At 51.7% G+C, this 24,573-nt stretch carries 21 protein-coding genes; 18 read left to right on the plus strand and 3 right to left on the minus strand.

What is annotated here, in order from left to right; translation table 11 throughout:
* Position 1 precedes the first annotated feature (1 nt).
* Together ACO064_RS15320 and murQ are read right to left on the minus strand one after the other, a co-directional pair.
* Positions 2-1,021: a zinc-binding dehydrogenase gene (locus ACO064_RS15320; protein WP_421828140.1), complete on the minus strand. Its 1,020-nt coding sequence runs from the start codon at positions 1,019-1,021 to the stop codon at positions 2-4.
* Entirely contained in the window at positions 1,018-1,818 is an 801-nt protein-coding gene (murQ, locus tag ACO064_RS15325) for an N-acetylmuramic acid 6-phosphate etherase (protein ID WP_421828141.1), read from the minus strand. Before murQ ends, ACO064_RS15320 begins: the two co-directional genes overlap by 4 nt.
* A 166-nt stretch (positions 1,819-1,984) precedes the next feature.
* Between murQ and ilvD the strand changes: the two genes are divergently transcribed.
* The 16 genes from ilvD to ACO064_RS15405 all read left to right on the plus strand — a co-directional run bounded on the left by ilvD (position 1,985) and on the right by ACO064_RS15405 (position 21,289).
* The gene (ilvD, locus tag ACO064_RS15330) at positions 1,985-3,691 is read left to right on the plus strand and encodes a dihydroxy-acid dehydratase (protein WP_421828142.1); all 1,707 of its coding nucleotides are present in this window, start codon (positions 1,985-1,987) and stop codon (positions 3,689-3,691) included.
* A gap of 59 nt (positions 3,692-3,750) precedes the next feature.
* The gene (ilvB, locus tag ACO064_RS15335; RefSeq protein WP_421828143.1) at positions 3,751-5,511 is read left to right on the plus strand and encodes a biosynthetic-type acetolactate synthase large subunit; all 1,761 of its coding nucleotides are present in this window, start codon (positions 3,751-3,753) and stop codon (positions 5,509-5,511) included.
* 33 nt (positions 5,512-5,544) lie between these two features.
* Entirely contained in the window at positions 5,545-6,078 is a 534-nt protein-coding gene (ilvN, locus tag ACO064_RS15340; protein WP_114407724.1) for an acetolactate synthase small subunit, read from the plus strand.
* Between the two features lie 35 nt (positions 6,079-6,113).
* Entirely contained in the window at positions 6,114-7,256 is a 1,143-nt protein-coding gene (locus tag ACO064_RS15345; protein ID WP_421828144.1) for a hypothetical protein, read from the plus strand.
* Between the two features lie 40 nt (positions 7,257-7,296).
* Positions 7,297-8,340 carry a ketol-acid reductoisomerase gene (gene ilvC / locus ACO064_RS15350; protein WP_138994824.1) on the plus strand — a complete coding sequence of 348 codons (1,044 nt, stop codon included), beginning with the start codon at positions 7,297-7,299 and terminating at the stop codon, positions 8,338-8,340.
* 158 nt (positions 8,341-8,498) lie between these two features.
* A complete protein-coding gene (gene ilvA / locus ACO064_RS15355; RefSeq protein ID WP_421828145.1) occupies positions 8,499-9,767 on the plus strand; it encodes a threonine ammonia-lyase IlvA in 1,269 nt (422 codons plus the stop codon).
* 12 nt (positions 9,768-9,779) lie between these two features.
* Positions 9,780-10,097, plus strand: coding sequence for a nucleotidyltransferase family protein (locus ACO064_RS15360; RefSeq protein ID WP_421828146.1), 318 nt, complete (start codon positions 9,780-9,782; stop codon positions 10,095-10,097).
* Complete coding sequence (locus ACO064_RS15365) at positions 10,078-10,428, plus strand: DUF86 domain-containing protein (RefSeq protein ID WP_421828147.1); 351 nt, start codon at positions 10,078-10,080, stop codon at positions 10,426-10,428. The genes ACO064_RS15360 and ACO064_RS15365 overlap by 20 nt, the downstream gene beginning before the upstream one ends.
* Positions 10,425-11,828, plus strand: a complete 1,404-nt coding sequence (gene leuC / locus ACO064_RS15370) for a 3-isopropylmalate dehydratase large subunit (RefSeq protein WP_421828148.1) — start codon at positions 10,425-10,427, stop codon at positions 11,826-11,828. The genes ACO064_RS15365 and leuC overlap by 4 nt, the downstream gene beginning before the upstream one ends.
* Before the next feature lie 21 nt (positions 11,829-11,849).
* A complete protein-coding gene (locus ACO064_RS15375; protein WP_421828149.1) occupies positions 11,850-12,095 on the plus strand; it encodes a DUF433 domain-containing protein in 246 nt (81 codons plus the stop codon).
* Entirely contained in the window at positions 12,095-12,457 is a 363-nt protein-coding gene (locus ACO064_RS15380) for a DUF5615 family PIN-like protein (protein ID WP_421828150.1), read from the plus strand. The genes ACO064_RS15375 and ACO064_RS15380 overlap by 1 nt, the downstream gene beginning before the upstream one ends.
* A complete protein-coding gene (leuD, locus tag ACO064_RS15385; RefSeq protein WP_421828151.1) occupies positions 12,454-13,053 on the plus strand; it encodes a 3-isopropylmalate dehydratase small subunit in 600 nt (199 codons plus the stop codon). Before ACO064_RS15380 ends, leuD begins: the two co-directional genes overlap by 4 nt.
* Positions 13,054-13,169: 116 nt before the next feature.
* Positions 13,170-14,240, plus strand: a complete 1,071-nt coding sequence (gene leuB, locus ACO064_RS15390) for a 3-isopropylmalate dehydrogenase (RefSeq protein WP_421828152.1) — start codon at positions 13,170-13,172, stop codon at positions 14,238-14,240.
* A 40-nt stretch (positions 14,241-14,280) separates the two neighbouring features.
* The gene (locus tag ACO064_RS15395; protein ID WP_421828153.1) at positions 14,281-15,420 is read left to right on the plus strand and encodes a 2-isopropylmalate synthase; all 1,140 of its coding nucleotides are present in this window, start codon (positions 14,281-14,283) and stop codon (positions 15,418-15,420) included.
* 194 nt (positions 15,421-15,614) lie between these two features.
* Positions 15,615-16,472: a 50S ribosomal protein L11 methyltransferase gene (gene prmA, locus ACO064_RS15400; protein ID WP_421828154.1), complete on the plus strand. Its 858-nt coding sequence runs from the start codon at positions 15,615-15,617 to the stop codon at positions 16,470-16,472.
* 20 nt (positions 16,473-16,492) lie between these two features.
* Positions 16,493-21,289 carry a hypothetical protein gene (locus ACO064_RS15405; RefSeq protein ID WP_421828155.1) on the plus strand — a complete coding sequence of 1,599 codons (4,797 nt, stop codon included), beginning with the start codon at positions 16,493-16,495 and terminating at the stop codon, positions 21,287-21,289.
* Here ACO064_RS15405 and upp read toward each other — a convergent pair whose 3' ends face one another.
* A complete protein-coding gene (upp, locus tag ACO064_RS15410) occupies positions 21,290-21,934 on the minus strand; it encodes a uracil phosphoribosyltransferase (protein WP_421828156.1) in 645 nt (214 codons plus the stop codon).
* A gap of 130 nt (positions 21,935-22,064) precedes the next feature.
* Here upp and ACO064_RS15415 point away from each other — a divergent pair, with 130 nt between their 5' ends.
* Positions 22,065-23,858 carry a hypothetical protein gene (locus ACO064_RS15415; protein WP_421828157.1) on the plus strand — a complete coding sequence of 598 codons (1,794 nt, stop codon included), beginning with the start codon at positions 22,065-22,067 and terminating at the stop codon, positions 23,856-23,858.
* Positions 23,859-23,931: 73 nt separating this feature from the next.
* Positions 23,932-24,510: a D-sedoheptulose 7-phosphate isomerase gene (lpcA, locus tag ACO064_RS15420; RefSeq protein WP_421828158.1), complete on the plus strand. Its 579-nt coding sequence runs from the start codon at positions 23,932-23,934 to the stop codon at positions 24,508-24,510.
* Positions 24,511-24,573: the final 63 nt, after the last annotated feature.

Genomic DNA, 24,573 nt, shown 5'->3' on the forward strand with positions numbered 1-24,573 from the left:
CTCAGGAAACCTGCAAAACCAGCTTCCCGAATTGCTGGCCCGCTTCCATTTTCCGGAGCGCTTTTTCGGCGTCGGCCAGTAGAAACACCTCATCCAGTACGGGAACCAACTGATGGTCTTCCACAAACCGGATCATGTCGGCAAATTCGGCGTCGGTGCCCATGGTTGTACCGTAGATGTTCAGTTGTTTGAAGAAGACTTTGGAGGGGGCCACATCCGTGATATTGCCGGTCGTGCCGCCGTAAAACACAATCCGTCCGCCCGGCGCGGCCACATCCACCAGTTTGGCGAACCCCGGCCCGGCGGCACTGTCGATGATAACGTCGAAATAACCGCCTTTGCCGCCCCCGGTTTTGGCCATCAGCATTTTCGCCCAATCCGCATCGCGGTAGATTACTCCGCCGATGGCGCCCAAATCCAGCGCCCGTTGCAGCTTTTCTTCCGAACCGGACGTTACCCAGACTTCCGCACCAACGGCCACGGCGAATTGCAAAGCCGTCAGGGCGACTCCTCCGCCGATGCCGGTAATGAGAACCCGCTCCAGGTGACTGGGTTGCAGGGCAGCGCGGGTCATCAAAGCACGCCAGGCGGTCAGACCCGCCAGGGGGAGGGCGGCTGCCTGTTCGAAGGTGAGATGAGCCGGTTTTCGGTGCAGGGAGTGGGCTTTAATTTTCAGAAACTCGGCGTAAGTTCCGTTGTCGGGCATGCCCAGAATTTTGAAATCCGGGCCATAAAAATGAGGATTCGGTCCCCAGTTCAGGGCGGGATTGATGATGACCTCCTGCGATTGCCAGGCCGGATCGACACCCTCACCGGTTTCGATGACGATCCCGGCCCCGTCGGAACCCAGAATAACCGGCAATTGCATTTTGGGGTATAAACCGTGTTGAATAAACACATCCCGGTGATTGATGGCCGCAGCTTTGATCTGGACGATCACTTCACCCGGTCCGGCAACGGGCGTTTCAACGTCAACGTATTGCGCCGGTTCGTGAAGCGCAGTTTGAATGATGGCGTTCATAGAGATGAATTCAAGATCGCATTCCGAACACTGCCGTAGTTCGCCAGCAATTCCTCGGCGCGTTCCCGCGTCACGCCGGTTTCACTCATCACCATGTTGGCGGCCCGGATTTTCAGTTTGTGATTGGTCAGTTGCATGTCGACCATTTTATTGCCTTTTACCCGACCCAACTGAATCATCACCGAGGTCGAAATCATGTTGAGGACCAGCTTCTGTGCCGTTCCCGATTTCATGCGCGTGCTGCCCGTCACAAATTCCGGCCCAACCACCACTTCGACCGGGAATTCGGCGGCCTGGGCGACGGCTGATCCGGGATTACAAACGACGCAACCCGTCAGAATACCGGCTTCGCGGGCTTGCTGCAAACCGCCGATCACGTAAGGCGTCCGACCCGATGCGGCAATGCCGATGAGGGTGTCGAGCGAGTCGATGTGATAAGGTGCCAGATCTTTCCAGGCCTGTTCGGAATCATCCTCGGCGTTTTCGACGGCACTGCGAATGGCGCGGTCGCCACCGGCAATCAAACCGACGACCAGATCGGGCGAAACTCCGTAGGTGGGTGGGCACTCCGACGCATCGACAATACCCAGCCGACCGCTCGTTCCGGCACCAATATAGAACAACCGCCCGCCTTCTTTCATCCGTTTGACGATCTCCGTTACGAGGGCTTCAATTTGCGGAATGGCTTTTTCAACGGCCAAAGGAACGGTTTTGTCTTCCGCGTTGATGTTGGTCAGCAGTTCCTGCACGGACATTTGCTCCAGGTGATCGTAGTGGGATGCATTTTCGGTAATCATTGTATAGTTCTATTTTATGTCTATCAAAAGTACAATCAATTCTATAGTATCTACGCATAGTGAAAAAAAATGCTAAAAAATCCGTTAAAAAGTCTTGCGTATTTCATTTCAATTTTTTTCCTTTGAATCAAATTACGCTTTCAGCGAATTTTCGCTAATTGAAATTATGACTACGACAACCCCCGACAAAACCCAGTTGAACCGGTATAGTGCCACCCTGACGCAAGAAGTCAGTAACCCGGCTGCGCAGGCCATGCTTTACGGCATTGGTCTGACGGAAGATGACATGAAAAAACCCCAGATCGGCATTGCCAGTGCGGGTTACGACGGCAATCCGTGCAATATTCATTTGAACGGTCTGGCGGCTTATGTAAAAAAAGGCGTCAACGAAAGCGGTTTAGTCGGGTTGGTATTCAATACGATTGGTGTTTCAGATGGCATGACCAACGGCAACGATGGCATGTCTTATTCGTTGCCTTCCCGCGACCTGATCGCTGATTCAATTGAAACGGTGGTTCATGCGCAATGGTATGACGGCGTGATTGCCGTGGTGGGGTGCGACAAAAATATGCCCGGTGCGCTGATGGCCGTTGGTCGAATCAACCGCCCCGCCATTCTGGTCTACGGCGGGACAATCCGTTCGGGAAGTTACAAAGGCCAAAAGCTGGACATTGTGTCGGCTTTTGAAGCCTACGGAAAAAAAGTCGCCAACAACATCAGCGACGAAGATTATAAAGGCGTTATCCAGAATTCGATTCCCGGCGCGGGAGCCTGCGGGGGCATGTATACGGCCAACACGATGGCATCGTCGATGGAAGCCCTGGGTTTGAGTCTGCCCAACAGTTCATCCTATCCGGCCACGCACGAAGGCAAGCAGGAAGAATGCCGCCGACTCGGAGCGGCCATGATGAATCTGCTGGAAAAGAACATCACGCCCCGCGAAATCATGACCAAAAAGGCGTTTGAAAACGCGATGACGGTAGTGATGGCCCTCGGTGGTTCGACCAATGCGGTTTTGCATTATATCGCGATTGCCAAATCCGTCGGGGTTTCGCTGACGTTGAAAGATATTCAGGACATCAGTGACCGGACGCCGTATCTGGGCGACCTGAAACCGAGTGGTAAATACTACATGGAAGATGTGCTGGCGATTGGCGGGGTTCCGGCGGTGATGAAGTATCTGTATAACGCTGGGTTCCTCCACGGTGACTGCATGACGGTGACGGGAAAAACCATCGCCGAAAACCTGGTAGACGCCCCGGATCTGAACTTCGAGACCCAGCAAATTATTCGGCCGCTGTCGAATCCGATCAAGAAAACCGGCCACATCCAGATTCTGTACGGAAACCTGGCTACGCAGGGGGCCGTTGCCAAAATTACCGGCAAAGAAGGCGAACGGTTTGAAGGCATCGCCAAAGTGTGCGACCGGGAAGAGCAGTTGCTGGAGTTTATCCAGAAACGGGAAATTGAAGAAGGTCACGTGGTGGTCATTCGCTATGAAGGTCCGAAAGGTGGTCCCGGAATGCCCGAAATGTTGAAACCAACCTCGGCCATTATGGGGCTGGGCCTGGGCGATAAAGTGGCTTTGATTACCGACGGACGGTTTTCGGGCGGAACCCACGGTTTTGTGGTGGGCCACATCACGCCCGAAGCGCAGGATGGCGGCAACATTGCACTTGTTCACGATGGCGACAAAATCACGATCGACGCCGTCAATAATGTGATTCACATGCACGTTTCGGACGAAGAACTGGCCGAGCGTCGGGCCAACTGGACCGTTCCGCCGATGGAAGCAGCCGCTTCGCACGGCGTGCTGCGGAAATATGTCAAGTTGGTCAGTTCGGCGAGTGAAGGGTGTGTGACGGATGAATAACAACGAATAGAAATCAACAAATAGTCGTGCTAACCGACTGAATATAAACAGACAATACGATGAATACGACGGTCATTGAATTAACGGCAGAAAAACCGCAACCGGCTGTTCCGTCTGCTAAATTGCTAAAACCCCTGACGGGTGCCGAAGCACTCATGCAGGCGTTGGTGGAAGAGGGTGTGGAAACCATCTTTGGCTATCCCGGTGGGGCCATTATGCCGGTGTATGATGCGCTGTACGATTATCAGGACCGGTTGAACCATATTCTGGTGCGCCACGAACAGGGGGCCGCCCATGCCGCCGAAGGCTACGCCCGGGTGACGGGCCGGGCAGGCGTTTGTCTGGTAACCTCAGGACCGGGCGCGACGAATCTGGTAACCGGCATTGCCGATGCGCTGATCGATTCGACACCGATGGTTTGTCTGGTGGGTCAGGTGGCGATGAAACTGTTGGGAACCGACGCGTTTCAGGAAACCGATGTCATTGGCGTTACCATGCCGATTACGAAGTGGAATTACCAGATCACCAGCGCCGATGAGATTCCGGAGATTATTGCCAAAGCCTTTTACCTCGCGCAGTCGGGTCGTCCGGGTCCGGTGGTAATCGATATTACGAAGAATGCACAGGTGGAACTGATGACCAGGGCTTTTCACTACCAGAAGTGTGAGAAAGTGAGCAGCTACCGCCCACGGTTGATCCCGAAACAGGACCAGGTAGAAAAAGCCGCCGAACTGATCAATAAGGCCAAAAAACCGTATATGCTCGTTGGGCACGGGGTGCTGATTTCCAAAGCCGAGAAAGAATTGCTCGCTTTTGTTGAAAAAACCGGCATTCCGGTGGCTACCACCTTGCTGGGTCAGTCGGCACTTTCGGACGACCATCCTTTGTATACCGGCTGGCTGGGCATGCACGGTAACTACGGGTCCAACGTGATGACCAACCAGTGCGATCTGCTGATCGGCATCGGCATGCGGTTCGATGATCGCGTAACGGGCAACGCCGAACTGTTTGCCCGTCAGGCCAAAGTGGTTCATATTGAGATCGATCCGGCCGAAATCGACAAAGTGATCAAGGCCGATGCGCCGGTGATTGGCGATGTGAAGGAGGTGCTGAACCGCCTGATGCCGCTGGTGAACGAAAACGACCATACGGCCTGGCGCAATGAGTTTCGGAAGTATGACGACATTGAAGAAGAGAAGGTTACGCAGCCCGCACTGGCTCCGACGACCGAAAAAATAAAGATGGCGGAAGCCATTAACCTGCTTTCGAAAAAGACGAACGGCGAAGCTGTCATGGTGGCCGATGTGGGCCAGCACCAGATGATGACGTCGGCTTACTACGAATTCAAGAAACCGCACAGTCTGGTAACTTCCGGTGGTTTGGGAACGATGGGGTTTGCGCTTCCGGCGGCTTTTGGTGCTAAAGTGGGCGATCCGAGCCGCGAGGTCATTGCCATTATCGGCGACGGTTGTTTCCAGATGACGCTTCAGGAACTGGGTACGATTGCGCAGAATAAACTCCCGGTGAAAATTATCATCCTGAATAACAATTATTTAGGCATGGTTCGTCAGTGGCAGCAATTGTTTTTCGAACGCCGGTATTCCTTCGTGGAATTGCAAAATCCGGATTTCATCACGATTGCGAAAGGCTTCGGCATCGTGGGGCATACGTGTGCCAAACGGGAAGATCTGTCAGCATCGCTCGATACGCTGCTGGCCTCCGAAACCCCGTATTTGCTGGAAATCATTGTTGAACAGGAAGAAAACGTATTCCCGATGGTTCCCGCCGGGACGAGTGTTGCGGATATTCGGTTGGAATGAAGTATCGTTTGAGGTTTAAAGTTTAAACGAAATATGAATACATACACCATTTGCATATTCACCGAAAACACGATTGGTCTCCTCAACCGGATTACCATCATTTTTACCCGTCGGCGGATTAATATTGAAAGCCTGACGGTTTCAGAAACGGAACGGATGGGCGTTTCGCGTTTTACGATCGTTATCAAGCACGATTCGCGGGAAGCGGTTGAAAAATTAGTGCGCCAGATTCGGAAAATCATCGAAGTCATGGCGGTTTTCGGATACCTGAACGACGAAATCGTGTCGAACGAAATCGCTCTTTTCAAGATTGCCACGCCACTGGGGTCCAAACCGCTGGACATTGAATACATCAACAAGAATTTCAATGCCTGGGTGGTGTATTGGCAACTGGATTACGTCGTGATTGAGAAAACCGGGTCGGAAAAGCAGATTTTTGAATTTTTTAGTTACATCAAGCCCCACGGTATTCTGGAGTTCGTGCGGTCGGGCCGGGTGGCGGTTGGTAAAACCGAGAAGGGGCTGGTCGAGTATTTGCCTGAGTATGAGTGGGAATATTATTTGTAGAAATGCGATATTTGCGGCCGAATTAATGCACGTTCATGCAGCAGCAACCACCCTCTTTAGCGGCACCCATTGATCAGCTTGAGCAACGGCTTTCTGTTTTTTTTGACAACCGGTTTTGGAAACTACGACTGGTAAGCCTGGCTCTTTTGATTTCGATGGGTAGTCTGTTACTGCTGAACAGCATCTTTATCGACCGCGGGTTTCGGTATTTATACGAAGAAATACGGCGTCCGGGGCTGTTAGACGGATTTTTCTGGGACGACATCATCCGACAAAGCGGACATCTGTTCGAGCCCAATACGTATGAACCGGGAACACACGAAGCGAATCAGACCTTTCGGCTGACGATTCCGCTGCTGGTGCATTTTTTCCGGCTCGGTGTTGCCAAGCTGTATCTGTTGCAGGTTGTGCTGGGGTTGGTTTTTCTGTGGGCGGTAACCGGAATCGTTTATAAAATTTTACAGGATAAGGTCCTGACGTTTTATTTCCTGACGGGCTTTACGGCGATTTATGCCGGGATCGCGTTTTTTATCAATTACTTTGGCCACGGCGACGGGTATGTGTTCTGTTTCATGGTCCTGGCCGTGTATTTCCGGAATCCGCTGCTGGTTATTTTGTTCACGCAGCTAGCGTTCTGGTGCGACGAACGGGCGTTGATCAACTCGTCGTACATCGGGTTGTGGTATGCTTTGCCGGTATTGAAAACCGTGGTTCAAACCCGGAAGTTTGACATTCGGCAAATTCCGGCGCCACTGGTGGCGCTGGTGGTGAGTGTAGTCATTTACGGTAGTATTCGAAAATGGCTGGAACTGACCTACGGCATGAAAATCGGCCATGATGCGTCCTGGTCGGCCCGCACGCTGGCCTGGAGCATGAGTTACGTGGGCGATAAGATGGCGCGGGGTCTGGAAGGCATGTGGCTCATTTTGCTGGTGGCGTTCTGGGCGTTGGCCGTTCGGCGACAGTGGCTGGAACTGGTGTTGCTCGGAGGAGCCTGGCTGCTGACGATGGTCGTAGCGGTTTTGGTGGCCGACGGAACGCGGTCGCTGTCGTTTGGCTTCATGGCGTTCTTTTTCGCGCTGGCCATTCTGCACCGGTATTTGACAAGCAGTCAGTTGCGGGTGGTGTTGCTGAGCAGTGCCGTGATTTCGCTGATGTATTCAATTAGTTTTCCATAAAGCAGTAATCAATTTTAATTTAAAATAAACCAGTCAAGCAATGGCAAAAATTAACTTCGGCGGAGTTGAAGAAGAAGTCGTAACCCGCGAAGAATTTCCTCTTGAAAAAGCCAGAGAATTCCTCAAAGACGAAGTCATCGCCGTCATCGGTTACGGTGTTCAGGGTCCGGGTCAGTCGCTGAACATGCGCGACAATGGTTTCAATGTAATCGTTGGCCAACGGAAAGGTAAGACCTACGACAAAGCCGTTCGTGATGGCTGGGTGCCGGGCGAAACCTTGTTTGAAATCGAAGAAGCCCTCGAAAAAGGGACTATTATCTGCTTTTTGCTATCGGATGCCGCTCAGATCGAGCTTTGGCCGACTGTTAAAAAATACCTGACTGCCGGCAAAGCCCTGTATTTCTCGCACGGTTTCGGCGTCACTTACAAAGACCAGACCGGTATTGTTCCGCCCGATGATGTCGATGTATTCCTGGTGGCACCGAAAGGCTCCGGAACGTCGCTGCGCCGGATGTTCGTTGAAGGCAAAGGCTTGAACTCCAGCTTCGCCATTTACCAGGATGCCAGCGGCAAAGCCCGCCAACGGGCCATCGCGATGGGAATCGGCGTGGGTTCCGGGTATCTGTTCGAAACGAATTTCTATAAAGAAGTAACGTCTGACCTGACCGGCGAACGCGGGACACTGATGGGTGCCATTCAGGGGATTTTTGCCGCTCAGTACGACGTATTGCGCGCCAATGGTCACTCGCCTTCCGAAGCATTCAACGAAACGGTGGAAGAACTGACGCAGTCGCTGATGCCGCTCGTTGCCGAAAACGGCATGGACTGGATGTATGCCAACTGCTCGACCACGGCCCAACGCGGTGCGCTCGACTGGTGGAAACCGTTCCGGGATGCTACCAAGCCGGTTTTCGAACAACTGTACAATTCTGTGAAAGCCGGTGAGCAGGCGAACATCTCGATCACCCGCAACTCGCAGTCTGATTACCGCGAAAAACTGGAAGAAGAACTGAAAGAATTGCGCGAGTCGGAAATGTGGCGCGCTGGTACGGCCGTTCGCAGTCTGCGTCCGGAGAGAAACTAAATTTAAGGATTTTGGGGCCGGGCTGCTTTTTTGTGGTTGGCATGCAGGAGACGTATTCTCCCTTTGTGCGTACCTTTAATACCGGGTTTCAAACCGCAAAGGGGCGACCCGACCCAAACGCTTAAATTACCGGGAAACCGGTCTTAACTTATTGTAACGTGGTAGAAGCGGAGAAAACAATCACCTTTCCGGACGTAGACAACATCTATCTGGCTGCTGAGCGATTGCGGGGTGTCATCGCGCACACGCCTTTGCAGGAAAATCTGAATCTGTCTGATAAATACGGTGCCACCATTTTCCTGAAACGGGAAGATTTGCAGGTCGTACGGTCTTATAAGATTCGGGGAGCGTATAATAAAATGGCCAGCCTGCCCGCCGAATCGCTGGCAAAAGGCGTGGTTTGCGCCAGTGCCGGTAACCACGCGCAGGGGCTGGCGTATGCCTGTCGAAAGATGGCCGTCAAGGGGATTATTTTCATGCCCACCACCACGCCCAATCAGAAAGTAAAACAGGTCAAGCTGTTCGGAAAAGAGTTTGTGGAAGTGGTTTTGATTGGTGACACCTACGACGATGCCTACCATGCCGCGATGGAATACGTCGATACGCACGAGAGCATTTTCGTGCATCCATTCGACGATCTGCAGGTCATGGAAGGGCAGGGAACCGTTGGTCTGGAGATTTTCAAAGATTCCAATTTCAAAATCGACTACCTGCTGATGGCCATTGGCGGGGGCGGACTGGCGTCCGGCGTATCGACGGTTTTTCGACAATTGAGTCCGAGAACCAAACTGATTGGCGTCGAGCCGCTGGGGGCACCCTCCATGAAAGTATCGATTGACGCCGGGCATATCATCGCCCTGGACGAAATAGATAAATTTGTGGATGGAGCCGCCGTCAAACGTCCTGGCAACACGACTTTTGAAATATGCCGTCAAAACCTCGATCAGGTTATTCTGATACCGGAAGGCAAGGTTTGCACCACGATTTTGCAACTTTACAACGAAGATGCCATTGTGGCCGAACCCGCCGGTGCCTTGACGATTGCCGCGCTGGATTTTCTGAAAGATGAAATTAAGGGTAAAAACGTCGTTTGCCTGGTCAGTGGTGGTAATAATGACATTACGCGTACCGAAGAAATCAAGGAGCGGTCGTTGCTGTATGAAGGTCTGAAGCATTACTTCATCATCCGGTTTCCACAGCGGGCTGGTGCCATGCGCGAATTTTTGGATGGTGTTCTCGGCGCAACTGACGACATTACGCTTTTTGAATATTCCAAGAAAACCAATCGCGAGCGCGGTCCGGCTTTAGTCGGTATTGAGTTGAAAAACAAAGCAGATTTTGAACCCTTGCGAAAACGCATGCAGGATGCCAAAATCCAGTTTGAGTATTTGAACGACAAACCGGATTTGTTTGAGTTTTTGATTTGAAATCGATTCAAGATGAAAACTACCGTTCAGACGAAAGAGCAAGCGATCGAACGAATTGAGTCCCATCAATCGGCCCTGAAACAGTTTGGAGCCGCTCGGTTGGGCTTATTTGGATCATTTGTTCGTAACCAGCAGAAAGACGATAGTGATATCGATTTTGTTGTTGAGTTTCAGGAAGGTAAGAAAACGTTTCGAAACTTTATGAGACTGGCTGATTATCTGGAATTGTTACTAAATCGAAAAGTTGATTTACTGACTTGGGAAGGAATGGCCAATTTTGTCAGGAATGAAGTAGAAAAAGAGATCGAATATGTCCCGTTCAACGGTTGAATTTCTACGACATATTCAGCAGGAATTGACTTATATTCTGAATCGGTCTGAAAACCTGGTGTATGACGAATTTATTAGCAACGATGATTTGACCCGAGCTTTCGTCCGAAGTCTTGAAATTGTCGGAGAAGCCTGTAAGAATATTCCTGATGAAATACGGTATACATACCGTGAATTCGATTGGTCAGGTTTTGCTAAGCTGCGAGATCGACTTATACATCAATACTGGTGGATTGACTATGAAATTATCTGGGATGCTATCCAAAACGAAATTCCAGATAACAAAGCCTGGATAGATTTTATTATCGAGCAAGAAGAAAGTACCTTATGAATCAGCCCACAACACTGTTTGATAAAATCTGGGATGCCCACGTCGTCAAGGCGATGAACGACGGACCGGATGCGGTTTTTATCGATCGCCATTTTATTCACGAAGTCACCAGTCCGCAGGCTTTCGATGGGTTGCGGAAGCGCGGCATCGGGGTTTTCAACATTGCGCGGACGACGGCCACGGCAGACCACAATGTGCCGACGAAAGACCAGCATCTGCCCATCAAGGAAGCGCTTTCGCGCCATCAGGTAGAAACGTTGCGGAAAAATTGTGCCGATTTTGGCATAGAACTATACGATCTGGGGCATCCATACCAGGGCATCGTTCATATTATTGGTCCCGAATTGGGCTTGACCCTGCCGGGTATGACCATCGTCTGTGGCGACAGCCACACCAGCACGCACGGTGCGTTGGGCAATATCGCGTTCGGGATCGGAACCAGCGAGGTGGAGCAGGTTCTGGCCACGCAGTGCATTCTGCAGTACAAGCCGAAGCGGATGCGGATCAACATCAACGGACAATTGGGCAAAGGCGTAACGTCGAAAGACATCATTCTGTACGTCATCGCGCAAATTTCGGCCAGCGGTGCCACCGGTTATTTCGTTGAATACGCGGGCGATACGATTCGCGGGTTGTCGATGGAAGCCCGGATGACGATCTGTAACATGAGCATCGAAATGGGCGCGCGCGGTGGACTGATTGCCCCTGACGAAACGACGTTCGAATACATTCGCGGCCGGCGGTTTGCGCCCCAGGGCGAAGCCTTCGACCAGGCCGTTGAACTCTGGCGGGAGCTGAAAACCGACGAAGGTGCCGAGTTTGACGTTGAACTGAACTACAGAGCCGAGGATATCGGGCCAATGATTACCTACGGAACGAACCCCGGAATGGGTATTGCCGTGGACAGTCATGTTCCGAATCTGAGCGAAATACCACAAAGCGAGCTGGCATCCTATACGAAGTCACTGGCGTACATGGGCCTGGAACCGGGTATGGAATTGATTGGAAAACCAGTCGATTACGTCTTCATCGGTTCGTGTACCAACGCCCGGATCGAAGACCTGCGGACGGTGGCTGAATTCGTAAAAGGCAAGACCAAAGCCGAAGGTGTTGAAGTCTGGATTGTGCCGGGCTCCGTTCAGGTATCGAATCAGGCCAAAGCCGAAGGATTGGATCAGGTTTTTATCGACGCCGGTTTTGAACTGCGCGAACCGGGTTGTTCGGCCTGCCTGGGGATGAACGAGGACAAGGTTCCGGCGGGAAAATACTGCATTTCGACCTCCAATCGTAACTTTGAAGGTCGTCAGGGGCAAGGCGCACGGACGTTCCTCGCCAGCCCGATCATGGCGGCTGCCGCAGCCGTGACCGGAAAAGTGACGGATGTGAGAGAACTGGTGTAACACCATAGATTCGATAGAGCTATGCAGGACGAACAATTGTTGCAACGTATTGAGACAAACCCGGAGGTTCTGGTTGGAAAACCCGTCATTCGGGGGACACGGTTATCGGTCCAGTTTATTCTTAATTTGCTCGGACATGGTGAAAGCTTCGATTCGATTCTGCAGGAATATGATTACATCAACCGGGAGGATATTCAGGCCTGTTTATTATTCGCAAACCGGGTACTAGACGATAATATCTTTATGCCATTAGCAAAATCGGCTTAATGAAATTTATCGTCGACGAATGTACCGGGCCTCGTGTTGCCGAATGGTTAGTAAAAAAAGGGTTTGACGTTTTTTCTGTTTTTAACCAGGGCAGAGGCATGAAGGACGTACAAATTTTACAGAAAGCATTCGAAGAGGAGCGAATACTGATAACCAATGACCGGGATTTTGGTGAATTGATATTCAAAAATGGGCTACCGCATCAAGGCATACTATTTTTGAGATTGAGTAATGAAACATCGGGTAACAAGATAGAAGTGCTGTCACGACTATTTGAAGCGAATAGGGACGTGATAAATAATAAGAACTTTATTACAGTCACAGAGGAATCGATCAGAATCCGAATGATACGAAAGGAATGAGCAAAGAAACCATGCATAAACTCGTCTCAACGGCGGCTCCGCTGCCGATTGAGAACATCGATACGGATCAGATCATCCCGGCGCGGTTCCTGAAAGCCACCACGCGCGAAGGGTTCGGTGATAACCTGTTCCGCGACTGGCGGTATACGGCCGACAATACGCCCAAAGCCGATTTCGTGCTGAACAACCCAATCTACGCCGGCGCTAAAATCCTCGTTGCGGGCAAAAACTTCGGCATGGGTTCCAGCCGCGAGCACGCGGCCTGGGCGTTACACGATTACGGTTTTAAGGTGGTTATCTCCAGCTTTTTCGCCGATATTTTCAGAAATAATTCCCTGAATAATTTCGTGCTGCCCGCCCAGGTTTCGGACGAATTTCTGGCAGAAATCTTCAAAGCCGTCGATGCCGATTCGCAAACCCAGATTACCGTCGACCTGGTGAACCAGGAGATTGTGCTGGCAAACGGTTTGAAAGAATCATTTGCCATCAATGCCTATAAAAAACAGTGTTTGATGAACGGCTACGACGACATCGATTACCTGTTGAGTTTGAGTTCAGAAGTTAAAAAATTCGATCTAGCCCATGCGGCTATTTAATGAGTGAATGAGTGAATGAGTGAATGAGTGAATAGCTCCGCCAATACCTGCTTCTCGCGAAGCTATTTACTCATTCACTCAATCGCTCAATTGCTCATTCACTCATTGAAAGAGGAATGAAGAAACACATTGTAGTCATCGCCGGCGACGGCATTGGTCAGGAAGTAACTACCGTTGGAAAACAGGTTCTGGACCGGATTGCGGAGAAATTCGGCCACGAATTCACGTACGACGAAGCGCTGATTGGTCACGCGGCCATTGAAGCCACGGGCAATCCGCTTCCCGAAGAAACCATCACCAAGTCGAAGCAGTCGGACGCCATTCTGTTTGGTGCCGTCGGTCACCCGAAATACGACAATGATCCGTCGGCAAAAGTCCGTCCCGAACAGGGTTTGCTGGGCATCCGGAAAGCCCTCGGTTTGTATGCCAACCTGCGGCCCATCAAATTGTTCGACGAACTGCTGCAGGCATCGAGCATCAAACCGGAATTTCTGCAAGGTGCTGATATTCTGTTCTTTCGTGAGTTGACGGGCGATGTGTATTTTGGCGAAAAAGGACGGAAAGACGACGGTGACACCGCGTATGACCTGATGATTTACAGCCGTTACGAAGTGGAACGGATTGCCGTCAAGGCGTTTGATGCGGCCATGACCCGCCGGAAAAAGCTCTGCTCGGTTGATAAAGCCAACGTGCTGGAATCGTCGCGACTGTGGCGCGAAGTGGTACAGGAAGTGGCCAAACGGTATCCGGAAGTCGAAGTGGAACACCAGTTTATCGATGCCGCTGCCATGCTGCTCATCAAAGATCCACGCCGGTTTGACGTCGTGGTGACGGGCAACCTGTTCGGGGATATTCTGACCGACGAAGCCTCGCAGATTGCCGGTTCGATGGGGATGCTGGCGTCGGCGTCCATCGGCGACACGACCGGTTTATACGAACCGATTCACGGTTCGGCCCACGACATTACGGGCAAAGGCGTTGCCAATCCATTGGCGTCGGTGCTGTCGGCGGCCCTGATGCTGGAAATTTCGTTTGGTATGAAAGCCGAAGCCGAAGCCGTTGTCGATGCCGTCGATCAGGTATTGAAAGCCGGTTTCCGAACCCGCGACATTGCGGATTCCAACACGCCAGCCGACCTTATTCTAGGCACGGAAGCGATGGGAAAGCAACTACTTTCCAAACTTTGATTCAGCGAGAACACTCTATCCCAATTTACTCTTATTAACCATGAGCCAACGGATTTATATTTTCGACACCACCCTGCGCGACGGCGAGCAAGTGCCAGGTAGCCAATTATCTACCGAAGAAAAAATCGTGGTGGCGAAAGAACTGGAGCGTCTCGGCGTCGATATTATTGAAGCGGGATTCCCGGTTTCGAGCCCGGGCGATTTTCGGTCCATTGTTGAAATCTCGAAAGCAGTGACCGAACCGGTTATCTGCGCGCTTTCACGGGCTAAAAAAGAAGACATCGATGCGGCCGGTGAAGCGCTGAAATACGCCAAACGCAGACGGATTCACACCGGCATTGGTTCGTCAGACATTCACATTCGAAACAAATTCAACAGCACGCGCGATCAGATTGTGGAACAGGCCATTGCGGCTGTCAAACACGCCCGTACGTATGTGGAAGATGTGGAGTTCTACGCCGAGGATGCCGGTCGGGCCGACCTCGCGTTCCTGGCCCGACTCACCGAAGCGGTGATCAACGCCGGCGCAACGGTGGTAAACATCCCGGACACGACCGGTTACTGTTTGCCGGATGAGTACGGAAACAAGATCAAGTACATCTACGAACACGTTTCGAACGTTCATAAAGCCATTATTTCCATTCACTGCCATAACGACCTCGGTCTGGCCACAGCCAATACGCTGGCTGGTATTCAACAGGGCGCGCGGCAGGTGGAAGTGACCATCAACGGCATTGGCGAACGCGCCGGAAACACCTCGCTGGAGGAAGTCGTGATGGCGTTGCAGGTGCATAAAGAACTGGGTTTTGAGACCAATATCAACGCCAAGCGGTTGTTCCCGGTGAGTCAGTTGGTGTCAGAAATGATGAATATGCCGGTGCAGGCCAACAAAGCCATCGTGGGCCGCAATGCCTTCGCCCACTCATCAGGCATTCACCAGGACGGTTTTCTGAAACACTCCGAAAACTACGAAATCATGAATCCGCACGATGTCGGTGTTCCCGAATCGTCGATCGTGCTGACGGCCCGCAGTGGTCGACACGCCCTGAAACATCGCCTTGAACTGCTGGGTTTCCGGTATGACAAACCAACCCTGGACACCATCTACACGCGTTTCCTCGACATGGCCGATGTCCGCAAAGAGGTGAACGACAAGGATTTGATGGAGCTGGTGCGCTGATAATTCTCTGCTAACAGAAACCAAGGGACACCTGTCAGGTCTTCAAGACCTGACAGGTGTCCCTTGGTTTCTGTTAGCAGAGAATCTACTGGCTTAATTGATTCATAATAAATCAAACCTGCAAAGTCTTCAAGACCTTACAGCTTTTGCAAAGGACAGGCCGGAAGCTTGTCCTTTTTTATTTTCTTTACCGGATGAACTACACAGAACTACAACTGACGCTTTCTGCCGATTATACCGACATTTTCATGGCCGAACTGGGCGCATTAGGATTTGAATCCTTCGTGGAAACCGATGAAGGCCTGAATGCCTACATTTCCGAATCCGATTTTGATGAAACTGCGGTCCAGTCGGTTATCGATAAATACGCCAATCAAACCGCAATAGCCTATCAGATCAATTCGTTAGAAAAGAAGAACTGGAACGAAGAGTGGGAACGGAATTACCAGCCCATCGAGGTGCAGGATCGGATTCGCGTTCGGGCGTCGTTTCATGAACCCGATGCCGGTTTTCAGTACGACATTGTCATTAACCCGAAAATGTCGTTTGGAACCGGCCACCACGAGACGACGGCCATGATGCTCGAACACCAGTTGAGTGTCGATGCGGCCGGAAAAACCGTGTTGGACGTCGGTTCCGGCACCGGAATTCTGGCAATTTTGTCGGCTTTGCAGGGTGCCGAACGGGTCGTGGCCTTTGATATTGAAGAGTGGGCCATTGAAAACGCCCGCGAAAATGCCGAGCTGAACGGTTGTTCCCAAATCGACGTTTTTCAGGGCACGATTCATGACGTTAATCCGGCGGAACGGTTCGACATCGTGCTGGCCAACATCAACCGGAATGTGTTGTTGGAGGATATACCGGTTTACGTCCGGCTGATGAAACTGGAGAGTACGTTGCTGGTGAGCGGTTTTTACGAACAGGATGCGCTCGATATCGAGGAAAAGGGGTTGGCCGAAGGGTTGACGAAAATCGGGCAATTGTCCCAAAATAAGTGGGTTTCACTACGATTTATCAAAAGTACCCACGGACCGGCGGTCGATCCCGTTTAGGTTCCGGGTGCCGTACGGGAATGATGAGACAGGTATACAGCATTTTATCGATATTTCTCCTGCTGGCAACGGCGGCAACGGCGCAAACGTTTAAACTGTCGGACAACCCCGAGCAGTTTCTGACGGATTTACAGAAACTGATGAATGCGGGAGGAGCCTATTCCCAAAAGGCCGAAAAAAATCTCGAAACGCTATTCACCGAAAACCGGCTGTCGGCTCCGCAGAAAGAGCGCGTGATGGCGTTGAGCCGGAAAATGAACACCAAACGCTACCAGGCGGCCCAGCAGTTTGCGCCGTTTTACGAAGCGTTGTACCAACTCATCGTTACGCAGCAGGTGAGCCCGGCCGAAGTCGACAATTACCTGATGATTGCGGAAAAGTCGTTTGAAAAATACGACGCCAAGAGCTTGACGAAAGTGCTGGAAACCGTCCGGTTATTTGCCGAAAAGCGGTTTCTGTACACCAATAATTACAACAAACTTTACGCCAACGGCGGCACGTTTACCCTTCGTTTAGCCGATCCCAATGGCAGCACACCCACATCGGTCGCCGATACGATTGCGTCGGCCAAAAAGCCGCAACCCGCCAAACCGAACGATTCCGACGGCTGGGATTTGCCGCTCGATTCAACCGGAAAAGCAAGCCCGCTTCTGTCCTGGACCGAGAGAAAGCCGATTCCGGTGCTGAACGGGCCGGTGCTGGAAATCAAGGGTGCGGATTTGATCGTGACGACGGCAAACGACTCTGTCGCTTTGAAGAAAACCGATGGTGCCTTGTTGTTGAAAGACGGGATCTGGGTTGGCAAAGGTGGTGTGTTTTCGTGGGAGTCGGCGGGGCAGCCGGAGACGTTCGTAACGCTGGCAGATTACAGTTTCGTCGTTAGCAACCCCAAAATCACGGCGGATGACGTGACCCTGACCTACAAGCCCCTCGCCAAACCGATCAAAGGGACTTTTGAGTTTGACAGCAAAAAGCGGGTGGCCCGGCAGGCTCCGACCTATCCCCGGTTTATGTCGTGGTCGAATGATGTGGTCCTGAATAATCTGGGCAACGGCATTACGTATAAAGGCGGTATTGCGCTGGCCGGAACGAAGCTATACGGTTCGGCAGCCAATGGACAATCGTCGCTTCTGCAAGTGAGTTACAAAGGAAAACCGGCTTTCAAAGCCAGCAGCCGACGGTTTGAGTTTGCCGACTCGTTGATTTCAAGCCCACTGGTTTCGTTTACCGGCTACATCGACGCCGTCGATACGCTGTATCACCCCGGCGTCGCCTTCCGGTATGACCGCGAAACCGGGATTGCCCGCTTGAGTAAAGCCGAAAAATCGGGGTATTCCGACACCTATTTCAGCGATAGTTACCACAAATTCTACATCCAGCCCGAAATTGTTCGCTGGGATTTGCCGCGTCAAAAGGTTGATTTCTACCAACTTGGAGCCAAAAAAGAAGTGCCGGTGCGGTTTGAATCGTTCGATTTCTTCTACCCCGAGCGGTATGCCGGTATGTCGGCCGACTTCGGCTTTCATCCGCTCCAACTGGCGGCTAACTACGTGACAGTCAAGAAAACCCAGACGTTTTTTGCCGACGATCTGGCGACCTATTCCAAGATTAGCCCGCCGGTGATGCGCAACGTGCTGAACCGCATGGTGGCGCTGGGGTATATCGACATGGACCCCAAATCCGAAGAAATGCGCCTGAGCCGGAAGGGCGTTCTGTATGTTCTGGCGAATGCGCGCCGGAAGGATTACGACAATTTCCTGATTCGCTCGACTTACCCTTCTAACGACAGCACGACCAACGCCACGATCAATCTGAATGATAAGTTTTTGACAATCAGAGGGGTTGAGCGGTTTAGCATTAGCGATTCATTGAAAATTACTGCTGTTCCAACGGACAAAACGCTGCGGATTGGCAAAAACCGGGCATTCACCTTAACCGGGCAACTGAAATCCGGTAACATGCGGTATACAGGTAAGGAACTGGGCTTCAACTACGACCAGTTTTCGATGAATATGACCAAAATCGACTCGATTACCTTTACCCCACAAGGGAAGAATCAGGAGATTGGCGGTGACATTCAGTATGAAAAACCGGGTACGGTTTTCCTGGCCGACAAAGGCAATAAATCGGGGCGGCAGAAAGACAAAAAGACCACACAACGGCTGCTGATGCCGGAAGGGATGACGGTTTATTTTAACCAGCCGAACCGGGGAAATCTGATTTACAACAAAAATGTCTACTTCAAAGTCCCGGCAGTAGATAACGATAGCCTGGGCAAAGGCGACATCGCGTTCGACGGGACGTTCTTCTCCGATGGTATTTTCCCGCCCATCAAAACCACGCTGAAATCGATGCCCGACAATTCGCTGGGCTTCGAACACGCGGCTCCGGCCGCCGGTTATTCGCTTTACGGCGGAAAAGGGAACCTGAAGTTTACCGGTAAACTGGTGATGGACCGGAAGGGACTGCGGGCCGAAGGCGTTATTTCCCACTTGAACGCATCCTTACCAGCCAAAGATATTCTGATGACCCCGGATTCCGTTCTGGCGTCGGGCGAGTCGGGGCAGATCAAAGAAGGGCTGGTGGGAAAAGCCTATTTTCCGGCGGTTAACCTGAAAAACTACGTCATGAAGTGGTTTCCCAAAGCCGATAGTATGAAAATTTCCACCAAAGCCGACCATTTCAGCTTTTACAACGGCACGACGAATTTGCAGGGCGATTTGCTGGTTCGGTCGGCGGGTTTGTTTGGAAAAGGCACGGTAAAACGGGCGGATTCGGAAGCTCAGTCTGAAAACATCAAGTTTAATAAAGAAGGGTTTACGGCGGGCAATGCGCAATTCCGCGTCGTGGCCGATAAGCAGGGAACCGCGACGAAACCCATGCTGCTGGGCACGAAGGTCGATCTGGATTTCAATCAGGTGAAAGGCGTCGTGACCATCGCCACGAATAATGCGACGACCTCGTTCAGCGACACCCTGCTGTCGAGTCTGGAGTTCCCGAACGCGGCCTATAAAACGTCGATCAGCAAGGCGCAGTGGAACATCGCGGCCAAAACCATTACGATGAAAGCCGCCAAAACGTCTACGTTTACGGCCACCGCGGAAGAACAGGAAGGGCTGACATTCAATGCCACCTCGGCGGTGTATGATGTGGAAAAAGCGACGCTGAACATCAGCGGAGTGCCGTATGTGACGTCGGCCGATGCCCGGATTTACCCGGAAAAAGGCTTGATTACCATCAAACGGAACGGGGAGATGCTGCCACTCAAAAACGCCCGGCTGGAACTGGACACGACCAGCCTGTTCCACAAATTGAAAGGCGGTAACATTCAGGTGCAGTCGCGGACGCGGTTTTCCGGGGAGGCTGTTTACCAGTTTGCGGCCGCCAAAGGTGACACCGCTAACATCAAAATGGGGAGTTTTGAGCTGAAAGAAGCCGCTCCGGTGGCGTTGGCATCGAACACCCGAAGTGTCGGACGAAAAGGAAAAAATAGCAATGAACTGGCCAAGACGTATTATACCGTGGCCCGCGCCGACGTCGACGAACGGGACAACGTGACGCTGGCGCCCAAAGTAGCCTTCAAAGGCAGCATCACAATGATGGCACCCGAGCAGGATCTGAAACTGGAAGGGGCGATTAAAATTGCGCTGAAAAAGCGCGCCAATCTGGTTAGTGACTGGATTCCAATGAAGGAGAAAATTGGCGAAACCTTCAGCATCAAAGTCGATCAAGCACTCAAAAATGACGGCAATCAGCCACTGACCGCCGGTTTGCACTTTCGGGGTGGAGGCACCGCCGGGCTGTATCCGACGTTTTTGTCGATGAAAGAAAGCGATAAGGATGATGATTTGTACCGGGCAACCGGTGTCATGACGTATGACCAGAAAGACAAAGTTTTTCGGATTGTGAAGAAGGATGCCGCCGGGTTGGAAGATGTCGAAGGGGCGTTTACGTTCAACGATGCCACGGGTGTGATGAATTTTCAGGGGCCGGTCAACGTGATGAATACCGGCATGACGGGCTCAACACCAAACAACTTTGTTTTTGCCGCCGGAACGGGTCGGGCGCAGGTCGATAGTTCGACGTTGCGGCTGAATGCGCTGGTCGGCTTTGCGCTGCCGATTCCGCAGCCGGTGAATGCCGCCATTGCCGAAAAGATGGTGAAAGCCAATCTGGACGAAAAAAACGACGAACCTGCCGACGACGATCTCGACCGGTTAACCGCCAAACTGGCTGCCATCATCGGTCAGAAAGCGACGGATGTGTACCGTACCAAAGCCCAGAACCAGCACGTTTCCATTACGCAGGCGGCACCCAAATTTGTGGCTTCGCTCGTGCTTTCGAACGTTAATCTGCGCTGGTCCGACAAATACAATGCCCTCTACAGCACCGGGCCGATTGGGGTTTCCAATATCGATAACGTCGATATCAACGCGGAAATGGAGGGTTTTGTCGAAATCCGGAAGAGCGACGGGGGCGACGAAGCGACCATTTATCTGGAAGCCTCGCCGGATGTCTGGTACTACTGGGATTATAAATCGTCGGGGGGCGCAACAGCCCAACTGGCGTTGCTGACGTCGGACCAGGAACTGAACGATCGCATCATGGCGGGCGGCAAGGCGGGAAGCAAGGCCATTTCCATCATTGCTGCGGACGTGTTCGAGAAAACACAGTTTACGGACCGGTACATGGATCAGTACAAAACCAAAGAGAAGCCCAAGCCACAACCAAAAGCTGCGGCTGGCGCAAAAGAAGCGCCTAAAAAAGTGGTTGAAAAGAAAAAGGAAAAAGCTGACGAGAAAAAGGAAGGGTTCTGATCAGATTTTTTCGCCAAAAGCCAGATCGCCGGCGTCGCCCAAACCGGGAACGATGTAATAATGTTCATCCAGCTTTTCATCGATAGCCCCCAGCCAGAGGTGACACTGGGGCATTTTGTCCTGCACATAGCGGACGCCTTCGGGGCTGGCCAACACGGCGGCAATGTGCGTTTTGGCGGGCGTTCCAAACCGCAGCAGAGCGTGATACACCTTCTCCAGCGACCGGCCGGTTGCCAGCATCGGGTCCATCAGAATGACGGTTTTGCCGCTCAGATCGGGGCTCGAAATGTAATCCATTGCTACTTCAAAATCTTCACTCGTTGGCAGATAACCGCGATACGCACCAATGAAGGCGTTTTCGGCCCGGTCGAAATAATTCAAAAATCCCTGGTGGAACGGCAGGCTCGCCCGCAGAATGGTGGCCAGAACCGGCGGTTTTTTAATCAGTGGCGTAGACGACACGCCCAGTGGCGTTTGCACGTTCACAACCTGAAACAACATTGACTTGGATATTTCGTAGGCCATCAATTCGCCCAGCCGTTCCAGATTCCGCCGAAAACGCATCGGATCTTTCTGAATGGTTACATCGCGGAGTTCGGCAATAAATTGGTCGGCAAGAGAAGGATGATCGGCGAAAACAAACATAGGGGCTTTTTCAGTGTAATTTAAAGGGAATGTGTCGGATAATCCAAACCCTTTCCCTAATTTGTGCATTGAAATAAGAAGATGTTATTTAGGGTACACCGTCCACACGGTTGCCAGTGTGAAGCTTCCAATGAGGACTATTTTTACAATCGGGATAGCTTTTGTTTTACTGGCGTCGGGGTCGGCGCAAAGTCAAAGTCAAAAGATACCTTTAAACAGTGATTATTACCACCTGATCGACCGGCTTGAAATCAAACAGGGCCGGTGGACAAGCGGTTTTCATAGTTCCGTAAAACCGTATAGTCGCCAGGCGGTCGTTCAATTAACCGACAGTATTCTGGCCGATCCCTTTGTTCGGTTATCCCCGGTAGACCGTTCCACCGTCCGCTACCTGCGCGACGATAGCTGGGAATGGGTTCCCAAAGTTTATCCGGATTCTCTTCCTCTTCTGCAAGAACGAACCGCTGAATTACACGCAGGTCAGAAGCGGGCGGGCGACAGTAAACGCGCTCTTGGCGCATTTTACAGAAAAAAGAATGACCTCTACAGCTACGAAAACGAGGATTATGATATTCATGTCAGTCCGGTGGTCAATTTTAGCTACGGAGTCGAAAGCAATTCCGGAGCGGTGGGTTCGTCAGTTAATCCCTACGTCAATTCAAGAGGAGTTGAAATTCGCGGGAGCATTCGCAAACGCTTAAGTTTTTACACATTCCTGTCTGATAATCAAGTGCTGTTTCCCCGGTATATCTGGGAATATGGAAGTCAGTACACAACCAATTTCAATGAAGGCTTTGCCCCCAATGAAGGCTTTACCAAACTAATTGCGAACCGCCATGCGCCCTACGGCGGAGCGGATTTTTTGTCGGCCCGGGGATACATTACTTTCAATGCCTTAAAAATCATCAACATTCAGTTTGGCCACGACCGGAATATCTTTGGCAATGGGTATCGTTCCCTGTTTTTATCGGATAACAGCTCTCCATATCTTTTTCTCAAGATCAGCACCCGGTTTGGGCGGTTTCAATACACCAACCTGCTGACCGAGTTCCAGAACAGCCAGAAACCGGCCGGTGCGTATGAAGAACTGAATCCGCAAAAATACACGGCGATTCACCACCTGAGTGTCAACATTGGCGAGCATGTCAACATTGGCCTCTTTGAAGCAGAAGTGTTCAGCCGGAGCCAACTGGAATTGAATTATTTTAATCCCGTCATTTTCTACCGGTTCATCGAATCATATCGGGGCAGTGCCGACAATGCGCTGGTCGGTCTGGATTTCAAAGCCAATTTTGCCGGTCATTTTCTGGCTTACGGTCAGTTAATGTTAGATGAGTTTAAGATTAGCGAACTGCGGGCGAGAAATGGGTCGTGGGTCAATAAATTCGCGTTTCAAACGGGCCTGAAATACATCGACGCGTTCGAGGTTCCGAATCTCGATTTGCAGGCTGAAATGAATCTGGCGCGGCCTTATACCTATTCGCACCGTTCCGGCCAAACCAATTATGTCCATTATAATCAACCACTGGCGCATCCGCTCGGGGCCAATTTCATCGAAGGCCTGGCCATTGTGCGCTATCAGCCCCGCGACCGCTGGAATCTGACCGGGACGTTTGGTGTCATGAAATACGGGGCCGATCCGCCTAACTACAATTATGGCGGCAACCTGCTGAAACCGTATGAAAGCCGGGTGGAGTGGCCGGGCCAGGCCGTGGGATCGGGCCACCACATCGCGCAGGGGCGTAAAACCCTGGTTACCTACGCTGACGTACGGCTGTCGTTTATGTGGAAACACAACCTGTTTGTCGATTTCCAACAGCTCGTTCGCAAAAGCGACAGCCAGGCCGACCGGTTGAAGTACAACACGTCGTCGACCTCTCTGGCCCTGCGCTGGAATCTGCCCTACCGAACGCTGGTACTTTAAAACGAATTGGTTGGTACGGTTTCCAGTCGTTATTTTACCGGAAACTGTACCAACGGATTAACCCCTTTCGGGAATGCTTGACCAAATCATTCGCCAGGAACTGACCGAAGCCCGCTCGGTTCTCGATGCGTTTCTCAGCGACGCCAACCAGATTACGGCCATCGGACAAGCCGCCCAAGTGATGGCTGATGCCCTGCAAAACGGCCATAAAATTATTTCCTGCGGCAACGGCGGCTCCCACTGCGACGCCATGCACTTTGCCGAAGAACTGTCGGGCCGGTACCGCGACGAACGCCGGGCGCTGGCGGCTATCGCCATTTCCGACTCCAGCCACCTTACCTGTGTGGGCAATGACTATGGCTACGATTCGGTATTCTCGCGTTTTATCGAAGGGCTGGGCAACGAAGGCGACGTGTTGCTGGGCATTAGCACAAGCGGCAATTCGGCCAACATCATCCGGGCCGTAGAAGCTGCCCGGATGCGGGGTATGAAAGTAGTTTTGCTAACCGGCAAAGACGGGGGTAAACTGGCCGGAACCGCCGACGTTGAGATTTGCGTTCCCCACTTTGGCTATGCCGACCGCATCCAGGAGATTCACATCAAAGTCATTCATTTGTTCATTCTGCTCATCGAGAAGCGACTGATTGCCTAAGCCGGTCGCGGAAATTATTCAAACTTTTTCGGCTTTTGTTTGTCCTATACAAATAGAACACAA

The sequence above is a fragment of the Larkinella sp. genome, from assembly GCF_965227735.1.
In the GTDB taxonomy this organism is placed as follows: domain Bacteria; phylum Bacteroidota; class Bacteroidia; order Cytophagales; family Spirosomataceae; genus Larkinella.

What these genes read in the sequence shown, in the direction of transcription:
- ACO064_RS15320 (WP_421828140.1), bottom strand. Translation starts at nt 1,021, where the DNA reads ATGAACGCCATCATTCAAACTGCGCTTCACGAACCGGCGCAATACGTT.
- murQ (WP_421828141.1), bottom strand. Translation starts at nt 1,818, where the DNA reads ATGATTACCGAAAATGCATCCCACTACGATCACCTGGAGCAAATGTCC.
- ilvD (WP_421828142.1), top strand. Translation starts at nt 1,985, where the DNA reads ATGACTACGACAACCCCCGACAAAACCCAGTTGAACCGGTATAGTGCC.
- ilvB (WP_421828143.1), top strand. Translation starts at nt 3,751, where the DNA reads ATGAATACGACGGTCATTGAATTAACGGCAGAAAAACCGCAACCGGCT.
- ilvN (WP_114407724.1), top strand. Translation starts at nt 5,545, where the DNA reads ATGAATACATACACCATTTGCATATTCACCGAAAACACGATTGGTCTC.
- ACO064_RS15345 (WP_421828144.1), top strand. Translation starts at nt 6,114, where the DNA reads ATGCAGCAGCAACCACCCTCTTTAGCGGCACCCATTGATCAGCTTGAG.
- ilvC (WP_138994824.1), top strand. Translation starts at nt 7,297, where the DNA reads ATGGCAAAAATTAACTTCGGCGGAGTTGAAGAAGAAGTCGTAACCCGC.
- ACO064_RS15360 (WP_421828146.1), top strand. Translation starts at nt 9,780, where the DNA reads ATGAAAACTACCGTTCAGACGAAAGAGCAAGCGATCGAACGAATTGAG.
- ACO064_RS15365 (WP_421828147.1), top strand. Translation starts at nt 10,078, where the DNA reads ATGTCCCGTTCAACGGTTGAATTTCTACGACATATTCAGCAGGAATTG.
- leuC (WP_421828148.1), top strand. Translation starts at nt 10,425, where the DNA reads ATGAATCAGCCCACAACACTGTTTGATAAAATCTGGGATGCCCACGTC.
- ACO064_RS15375 (WP_421828149.1), top strand. Translation starts at nt 11,850, where the DNA reads ATGCAGGACGAACAATTGTTGCAACGTATTGAGACAAACCCGGAGGTT.
- ACO064_RS15380 (WP_421828150.1), top strand. Translation starts at nt 12,095, where the DNA reads ATGAAATTTATCGTCGACGAATGTACCGGGCCTCGTGTTGCCGAATGG.
- leuD (WP_421828151.1), top strand. Translation starts at nt 12,454, where the DNA reads ATGAGCAAAGAAACCATGCATAAACTCGTCTCAACGGCGGCTCCGCTG.
- leuB (WP_421828152.1), top strand. Translation starts at nt 13,170, where the DNA reads ATGAAGAAACACATTGTAGTCATCGCCGGCGACGGCATTGGTCAGGAA.
- ACO064_RS15395 (WP_421828153.1), top strand. Translation starts at nt 14,281, where the DNA reads ATGAGCCAACGGATTTATATTTTCGACACCACCCTGCGCGACGGCGAG.
- prmA (WP_421828154.1), top strand. Translation starts at nt 15,615, where the DNA reads ATGAACTACACAGAACTACAACTGACGCTTTCTGCCGATTATACCGAC.
- ACO064_RS15405 (WP_421828155.1), top strand. Translation starts at nt 16,493, where the DNA reads ATGATGAGACAGGTATACAGCATTTTATCGATATTTCTCCTGCTGGCA.
- upp (WP_421828156.1), bottom strand. Translation starts at nt 21,934, where the DNA reads ATGTTTGTTTTCGCCGATCATCCTTCTCTTGCCGACCAATTTATTGCC.
- ACO064_RS15415 (WP_421828157.1), top strand. Translation starts at nt 22,065, where the DNA reads ATGAGGACTATTTTTACAATCGGGATAGCTTTTGTTTTACTGGCGTCG.
- lpcA (WP_421828158.1), top strand. Translation starts at nt 23,932, where the DNA reads ATGCTTGACCAAATCATTCGCCAGGAACTGACCGAAGCCCGCTCGGTT.